We start from the raw sequence: 7,322 nt of genomic DNA on the forward strand, positions 1-7,322 counted from the left end.
TCCCCATCTCCCCATCTCCCCATCGCCCCATCTCCCCATCTCCCCATCTCCCCATCTCCCCATCTCCCCATCTCCCCATCTCCCCACACTTCCCACACTTCCGACACTTCCCACACTCTTCTGTTACTATTTCCTAATCTGAACTGGCATAATCAAATAAGTCATCTTCAATCCCCCTAGAGGCATAAAAATCACAGGACTATTAGCTTCATTCATCTGAATTTGAATATCAGAGGTATAAAGCGCCTTTAAGCCATCAATTAAGTACTTAACATTAAAAGCAATTTCCAAACTATCACCCGATATTTGAACTTCCATTGACTCCCGACCACTACCCAAATCTTTTGCCTCTACCGAGAGGTGAAGCCGCTGGTTAACACTATCGATATTAAACTTGACAATATTATTTTTCTGATCAGCCAACACTGCAATCCGTTCTACTGCACTCAGTAATTGACGGCGATCGAGAATGATCTGACGCTGAAAGTGTTTGGGAAGCAGCTGATGATAGGAAGGGTACTGTCCTTCCAGAGTTCGGCTTGTTAAACGCTGTTCTCCCCCTTGACAAACAATCTGACCAGGTTCAAACTGAATCGCAATAACATCCTGAGCTTCAGCCTTAGATACTATCCGCTCCAACTCCCGTAACGCTCTAGCTGGTAACGTAAATTCTACGGGTAAATCATGATCATCCAATTCTTGGGTAGCTTCAGTCGTTGCACTTTCCTCTATTCTCCGATTAGTTTCCACAACTGCTAGTCGGTGACCATCGGTAGCAGCAAATTCCAATTTGTCCGACTGTACAGTAAGGTGAACCCCCGTCAGCACTTGCTTAGTTTCATCAGAACTAGTGGCAAATAAAGAACCCTGCAATCCAGCCTTTAAGACTTCTACAGGAATATGAACCGCAACGGATGTGTTAACTTCCGGCAGCTCGGGGAATTCCTCAGAACTCATACCTCGAACCTGATAACGTCCGGTAGCCGAGGTTAAGGTGACAATCAGGCTATCACTGTCTGTACCTTTCCCATCATCCTCTAGAGTAATTTCCCCTGAAGGTAGACGGGAAACAATATCATTGAGCAGTTTGGCTGGCAGGGTAATTTCCCCTCCTGTCTCAACGTCAGCATTAAAGCTAGTCTGGATACCCACGCTAAGGTCGAAAGCAGTTAGTAGCACCCGCTGATTTTTTTGGTCTGCTTCTAACAAAACATTTCCCAGCACAGGATGAGTAGGGCGAGAAGGCACTACCCGACTCACTAGTGAAAGGTTTGTATTGAGGTCACTTTGACTGCAAACCAGTTTCATGATTGGTTTCGTAATGGGGCTTGCTTTAGTAAGAAACTATAGTACTCGATTACTAATCTTTGTACAAAACCACCTCAAAAACCTAAGCATTCAGCGGTCAGTAGTCAGCAGTCAGTAGTCAGCAGTCAGTAGTCAGCGGTCAGTGGTCAGCGGTCAGTAGTCAGCGGTCAGTGGTCAGCCTTTAGCCATCAGTAGTCAGCTTTTAGCTGATAGCACCTCAAGTAGCGTGGCACAGGCTTCTAGCCTGTGAAGCATTAGCTTATAACTGATAACTGATAGCTGATAGCTGATAGCTGATAGCTGATAGCTTATAACTGATAACTGATAGCTGATAACTGATAGCTGATAGCTGATAGCTGATAGCTGAATACTAATTGAGTTAGCAAACCATTTGTGGAAAAAGTTGTGGAAAAATTCGGTGATTTTTCCACAGAGCATTTATACTCAGAAGCCATATATTATAGCAGTAAACTCGATCATAGCATCAAGCTCAAGCCGTTAATTAACAAACTTTAATTAACAAACTTTAATTAAAATAGCGGTTTCTAGCCTAATGAGGTACAGAGTATTTTGTCCCTGTTCCCGATTCCCGATTCCCGATTCCCGATTCCCTACTCCCTGCTCCCAAAAAGCTAGGAAAAAAGTACCTCAAACGTCGCTGATAATTGCTATAAACAGGCTTTATGTTTGGTTTTGACTCCTAGCTGTCAGATTTATGCGATCGCTTAACTGAGAAAGTTTCTGAGCTAACTCATCATCTTTTTCCCGCAGCTGAGTAATTTTATCGCAGCTGTACATGACTGTCGTGTGGTCTTTGCCCCCAAATTCTTCCCCAATGCGGGGTAGGCTCAATTCTGTATGCTGCCTCATCAGATACATCCCAATTTGCCTAGCCCAACTAATTTCTCGCCTCCGAGAGCTACTTTTTAAGTCTTCCACTGAAAGATTAAACGTATTAGATATAGTACTTAAAATAACCTCAGGAGAAGCCTGAATCTTCTTGGTTGGTGGGTTCAAAATCGGTGCAATATTTTCCACATTCATCGCTAACCCCGAAATCGATACATAAGTCACAGCCCTAGTCAAAGCTCCCTCTAGTTCTCTAATGTTAGAGGTGTAGCTAGCAGCAATGTACTCAACCACGTCATGGGGTAGACGTATATTTTCGTCCTCTGCCTTTTTTTGCAAGATAGCCATCCTGGTTTCCAAATCTGGTGGCTGAATATCAGCGATTAACCCCATAGAAAAGCGGGAACAAAGGCGTTCTTGCAAGCTATTAATCTGATTAGGAGGACGGTCTGATGCCAAGACAATTTGTTTACCAGCTTCGTGCAAAGTATTGAAGGTGTGGAAAAACTCTTCCTGAGTATATTCCTTACCTTCAATAAACTGAATATCGTCTACCAAAAGTACCTCCGCTGTCCGATAATGTTCCCGGAAACTTTGGATACTATCCTCGCGAATAGCAGAAATTAAATCATTAGTGAACTGCTCAGTAGAAACATAAAAAATTTTAGAGTCTGGGTTATTCTCCAAGCGGTAATGACCAATTGCCTGCATCAAATGAGTTTTGCCTAAACCAACACCACCACAAAGAAACAGAGGGTTAAACTCTCGTCCTGGATACTCCCCTACCGCCAGAGATGCAGCATGAGCCATGCGATTATTAGGACCAACCACAAAGCGAGAGAAAACATGCTTAGGATTTAACTTAGCGCGTCTTGGCTGGTTTTTAAAGGTATTTTCGGAATGATTAGTGGCTACCGGAAATGACCAGGAAAAGTCAGGATCACCAGTAATTGAGTTATTGTCTCCTGTAGCCGTTGTGAAGTGAATTTCCACTCGTTGACCTAAAATATCTTCCACGACATCAGCAATTGTTTTAACGTAATACTTCTGCAACCAATTTCTGGAAAAGGGATTGGCAGTCCGAATCAGCAAACAGTTATTGTCAAGCTGTTGAGCACTAGTTGTCTTGAGCCAAGTTTCAAAGGTGGGCTGACTCAGTTGTAGTTTGAGACGTTCTAATACCTGAATCCATAGTTGTTCTGGGGAAATTTTCACTGTTTTTTCTCTACCGTAGTCAATTTTTTTTAAGCTAGATGTGATGAGCCACAGCCCAGACCAAGGGCATAAAAATTCCTACGGTGCGCGTTCACGCTTAGCTTTTAAAAAGCGCGGGGTCGCACCGCTTTCCTATATCCCACCACCCAAAAATTTTTACCAATTTTTAATATATAAAGGTACTGTTTGAGCATTTGATCGAATAAGCTTGACGGATATAGACGTTTGGCTTTTACTATGGTGAGTGAAACACTACAAATTGCTCAGTTAGGCAACCCGATTTTACGGCAGCATACTCAGCGAGTACATAATTTGCTCGATGAACGCCTTCAACAACTGATTGATCAGCTCATAGCAACTGCTACAGCAGCCAATGGCGTTGGCATTGCAGCACCCCAAGTATCTCAATCCTATCGTTTGTTTATAGTAGCGTCTCGTCCGAATTTAAGGTATCCCCACGCACCGTTGATGGAAGCAACGGCTATGATTAATCCTGGCATTATTAGTCATGACACTGACATGGTTAAGGACTGGGAGGGGTGTCTGAGTATTCCCGGCATTCGAGGGTTAGTACCCAGGTATAGTCGAATTGAGGTGGAGTATACTAATAGGTATGGTCAGTATCAGCGGCAACAATTAACAGACTTTGTAGCCAGGATATTTCAGCATGAATATGACCATCTTGAGGGAATTGTATTTTTAGACAGAGTGGAGAGTACCCAAGAGATGATGACTGAGGAAGAATATCAGAAGCAGATTATTGCTAACTTATAGCAGTTATCAAATCCTTTACTCACTAATTTTACAATCGCTACAATCTATTGATACTGGACAGTGGGAAGTTCTGTGGTCGGTTGTGTGGTTGAATTACCCCTAAGACAAGAACACCCCGATCTCGCCTAGGGACGAGAATCTTCCAAACTGGCTGAGTTTTGCTGATTCAGCCAGTTAGATTATGGCTAATTATCGTCGAGTCGAGCAAATCTTAGAGGTAGTAATTATGGTCAAAGAAATTGAAGTACAAGCTAGTAGTGGTAATGTGTTTGCCGATTTAGGTTTAGAAAACTCTGATGAATTAATCGTTAAAGCAGAACTGGCTCGTAAGATTAGTAGTATTATTGCCAACCAGGGTATGACACAAGCTGCGGCGGCCAAGGTTTTAGGAGTAGATCAGCCTAAAGTGTCCGCACTTATCAATGGTAAGTTGGCGGGTTTTTCAATTGTGCAGCTGTTTCGCTTCGTGAAGTACCCCAGCCTGCTTAGCTGAGGCTGGGGCTTCCAATCTCAACTCAACCAGGGACGGTCTTATTCGTCAATAGGGCTTCCCGCTTCATCCGCCGACGCCTCAAACAGAGGCGCGACCCCAGACCTGGTTCCCCGGCCTAGGAGGCGCGCGCCTGCTGCAATACGGTCTTACTCAGCGTCCACAGGCAGACATCCACCTTCCGCAGACGTATAACTTTTACGACAGACTCACCTTGGAATTACGACTCTATGGTCAACCAGCCGGGGCTTGCCTCTTCCCTGAGCTCTGCTAGTACTTTGTACACCTAATGGTTTGACTAATTGATCAGAAATCAGACCATTTGTAAGGTAGCCTTTTAGTCAGTCAGGCGGGTCAGCAACCATCTTTATTATAACACAATTCGCTATTAGTTGTTTTCTCGCTATCCATCCCCACCCTGAAAAGGGTGGGGATGGATAGCGAGGATTGTTAAACGCTTTGGGTCAAGATGTGGAAATTGTGGTTAAAACCAAACCATTATCTCACCCTGGGGCTCGAACACTAGTGTCGTGAACTAGCTGACGTAAGTATTCAGCGATCAGCCAAGGTCAAAGGCTGATCGCTGATGGCTTAACGTTACTACATCCGCTCCAGTACCTGAATTCCCAGTAAAGACAATCCCAGTTTCAGAGTTCTAGCAGTCAAATCACATAGCAGCAGACGGGATGTCCGCTTGGGTTCTTCGGCTTTCAGTACAGGGCATTGGTCATAGAATTGATTAAACTTCTGGCTCAGTTCAAACAAATACTGACAAAGGCGATTCGGCATCAACTCTTTCTCAACTTCACCAAGAACCTCATTCAGTTGCAATAACTTCTTCCCTAGCACCAATTCTGCGTCTTCTTGCAGCAAAATTTTGGCATCGGTGCCCAGTTGCTCAAAATCAATCTCCCCTTTGCGGCTAATTCCCTGAATGCGGACATAGGCATAAAGCATATATGGTGCCGTATTGCCCTGGAGTGCCAACATCTTATCAAAGCTGAATATATAGTTGCTGGTACGATTTTGACTAAGGTCAGCATACTTAACTGCACTCATGCCTACGACTTTGGCAACATGCTCTTTAAATTCCTCAGTTTCCTCCCGACCTTCTTGCTTCAGTCTCGATTCCAAATCAGCACCAGATCGTGCGATCGCTTCATCCAATAAATCCCGCAACCGCACTGTTTCCCCAGACCGCGTTTTCAGCTTTTTGCCATCTTCACCCAGAACCAAACCAAAGGGAACATGAACGACTTCAACATTTTCCGGAAGAATACCAGTCCGTCGAGCCACCTGAAATACCTGCGTAAAATGATTTGCTTGTCCGGAATCAGTAACATATATAATCCTTTGAGCCTGGTCTTGCTCAGTCCGGTAGCGCAGTGCAGCTAAGTCAGTGGTGGCATAGTTATAGCCCCCATCAGATTTTTGCACAATCAAGGGCAGAGGCTCACCATCTTTATTTGTAAACCCCTCAAGGAAAACACATTTGGCTCCCGAGTCTTCCACTAACAAGCCAGACTTGTCTAAATAGTCCACAACCTCTGGTAGGAAAGAATTGTAAAAGGATTCCCCCCTTTCGGTGAGCTGAATATCCAGCAAATCGTAGATAATCTGAAACTCCCGCCGAGATTGGTCACACAGTAGTTGCCAAGCACGGCGGCTATCCGTTGCACCAGATTGCAGTTTAACAACTTCGAGCCTAGATGCCTCCCGAAATTCCTCATCTGCATCAAACCGTTGTTTAGCTTGCCGATAAAGGGTAACTAAATCTCCCAAATCCAGGGCATCAGCTGTCGTCAAAGCACTTGGGTAAGCTTCCCTGAGATAGGTGATCAACATCCCAAATTGGGTGCCCCAATCTCCCACATGATTCAAGCGCAGTACATTTTGACCCCGAAATTCTAAGATCCGGGCAATCGAATCCCCAATAATCGTTGAACGTAGATGTCCCACATGCATCTCTTTAGCAATATTGGGAGAAGAAAAATCAACAATGACCCGTCGAGGGGCTGAAGCGACTGCTACTCCTAGACGTGGGTCAGTATAAATCTCCCTTAGCCGTTCTTCCAAGTAAGCAGGTTTTAAGCTCAAATTAATGAAGCCTGGACCAGCAATAGTCGGACTCTGACATATTTCAGCCACATCTAGATACTGCAACAAAGATTCTGCGATCGCTCTTGGCGGCTGTTTCAAACGTTTGCTCAAAGCCAAGGCCACATTAGACTGATAGTCACCAAATTTGGGATTGCTGGCAGGTACCATCATTGGATCTACCCCTGCCACGTCAGAACCGAAGGCAGCAGTTAAGGCTTGAGTGAATTGAAGTCTAAGTTGTTCAACAATGGATTTCATGGTGCCAGTGCAAAGGGCTCTTCACTAATCTTGCCTCTGAATGGTAACAGCCACTACTTACCGATTAATCTTGGACATAACCGGACAATTACCGTAAAGGCAGGTGAATTTCCGGTTTCACTCGGGAGCATCGGAGCAGTTATCTCAACTCGCACTTACAGGATCGACCGACACGCCCCTGTTCAGGTATGTATCTAAGATATACAACAATTCCCAGGATAATTTTCCCTATCTCCCCATTTCCCACTTCTTCCGACTTCCGACTCCCGACTCCCGACTCCCGACTCCCGACTCCCGACTCCCGACTCCCGACTCCCGACTCCCGACA

6 protein-coding genes are annotated in these 7,322 nt (G+C 44.8%); 3 read left to right on the plus strand and 3 right to left on the minus strand.

The window, feature by feature from the left end; translation table 11 throughout:
- Nucleotides 1-126: 126 nt before the first annotated feature.
- A complete protein-coding gene (gene dnaN, locus F6J94_RS26780; RefSeq protein ID WP_293045831.1) occupies nucleotides 127-1,308 on the minus strand; it encodes a DNA polymerase III subunit beta in 1,182 nt (393 codons plus the stop codon).
- A 553-nt stretch (nucleotides 1,309-1,861) separates the two neighbouring features.
- Between dnaN and F6J94_RS26785 the strand changes: the two genes are divergently transcribed.
- Complete coding sequence (locus F6J94_RS26785; protein ID WP_293021347.1) at nucleotides 1,862-2,005, plus strand: hypothetical protein; 144 nt, start codon at nucleotides 1,862-1,864, stop codon at nucleotides 2,003-2,005.
- Here the strand turns inward: F6J94_RS26785 and dnaA are convergent.
- Nucleotides 1,990-3,372, minus strand: a complete 1,383-nt coding sequence (dnaA, locus tag F6J94_RS26790; RefSeq protein WP_293045834.1) for a chromosomal replication initiator protein DnaA — start codon at nucleotides 3,370-3,372, stop codon at nucleotides 1,990-1,992. The two genes, F6J94_RS26785 and dnaA, sit on opposite strands and share 16 nt — an antisense overlap.
- A 240-nt stretch (nucleotides 3,373-3,612) precedes the next feature.
- Between dnaA and def the strand changes: the two genes are divergently transcribed.
- Together def and F6J94_RS26800 are read left to right on the plus strand one after the other, a co-directional pair.
- A complete protein-coding gene (def, locus tag F6J94_RS26795) occupies nucleotides 3,613-4,146 on the plus strand; it encodes a peptide deformylase (RefSeq protein ID WP_293045843.1) in 534 nt (177 codons plus the stop codon).
- 226 nt (nucleotides 4,147-4,372) lie between these two features.
- Nucleotides 4,373-4,639 carry a helix-turn-helix domain-containing protein gene (locus F6J94_RS26800; RefSeq protein WP_293045837.1) on the plus strand — a complete coding sequence of 89 codons (267 nt, stop codon included), beginning with the start codon at nucleotides 4,373-4,375 and terminating at the stop codon, nucleotides 4,637-4,639.
- A gap of 597 nt (nucleotides 4,640-5,236) precedes the next feature.
- Here F6J94_RS26800 and argS read toward each other — a convergent pair.
- Nucleotides 5,237-6,994, minus strand: coding sequence for an arginine--tRNA ligase (argS, locus tag F6J94_RS26805; RefSeq protein ID WP_293045840.1), 1,758 nt, complete (start codon nucleotides 6,992-6,994; stop codon nucleotides 5,237-5,239).
- Between the last annotated feature and the right edge of the window lie 328 nt (nucleotides 6,995-7,322).

The sequence above is a fragment of the Moorena sp. SIO1F2 genome (genome assembly GCF_010672755.1).
Taxonomy (GTDB): domain Bacteria; phylum Cyanobacteriota; class Cyanobacteriia; order Cyanobacteriales; family Coleofasciculaceae; genus Moorena.

Excerpts from the sequence above, each read along its gene's own strand:
- F6J94_RS26785 (WP_293021347.1), top strand. The coding sequence starts at position 1,862 with ATGAGGTACAGAGTATTTTGTCCCTGTTCCCGATTCCCGATTCCCGAT.
- F6J94_RS26800 (WP_293045837.1), top strand. The coding sequence starts at position 4,373 with ATGGTCAAAGAAATTGAAGTACAAGCTAGTAGTGGTAATGTGTTTGCC.
- argS (WP_293045840.1), bottom strand. The coding sequence starts at position 6,994 with ATGAAATCCATTGTTGAACAACTTAGACTTCAATTCACTCAAGCCTTA.
- dnaN (WP_293045831.1), bottom strand. The coding sequence starts at position 1,308 with ATGAAACTGGTTTGCAGTCAAAGTGACCTCAATACAAACCTTTCACTA.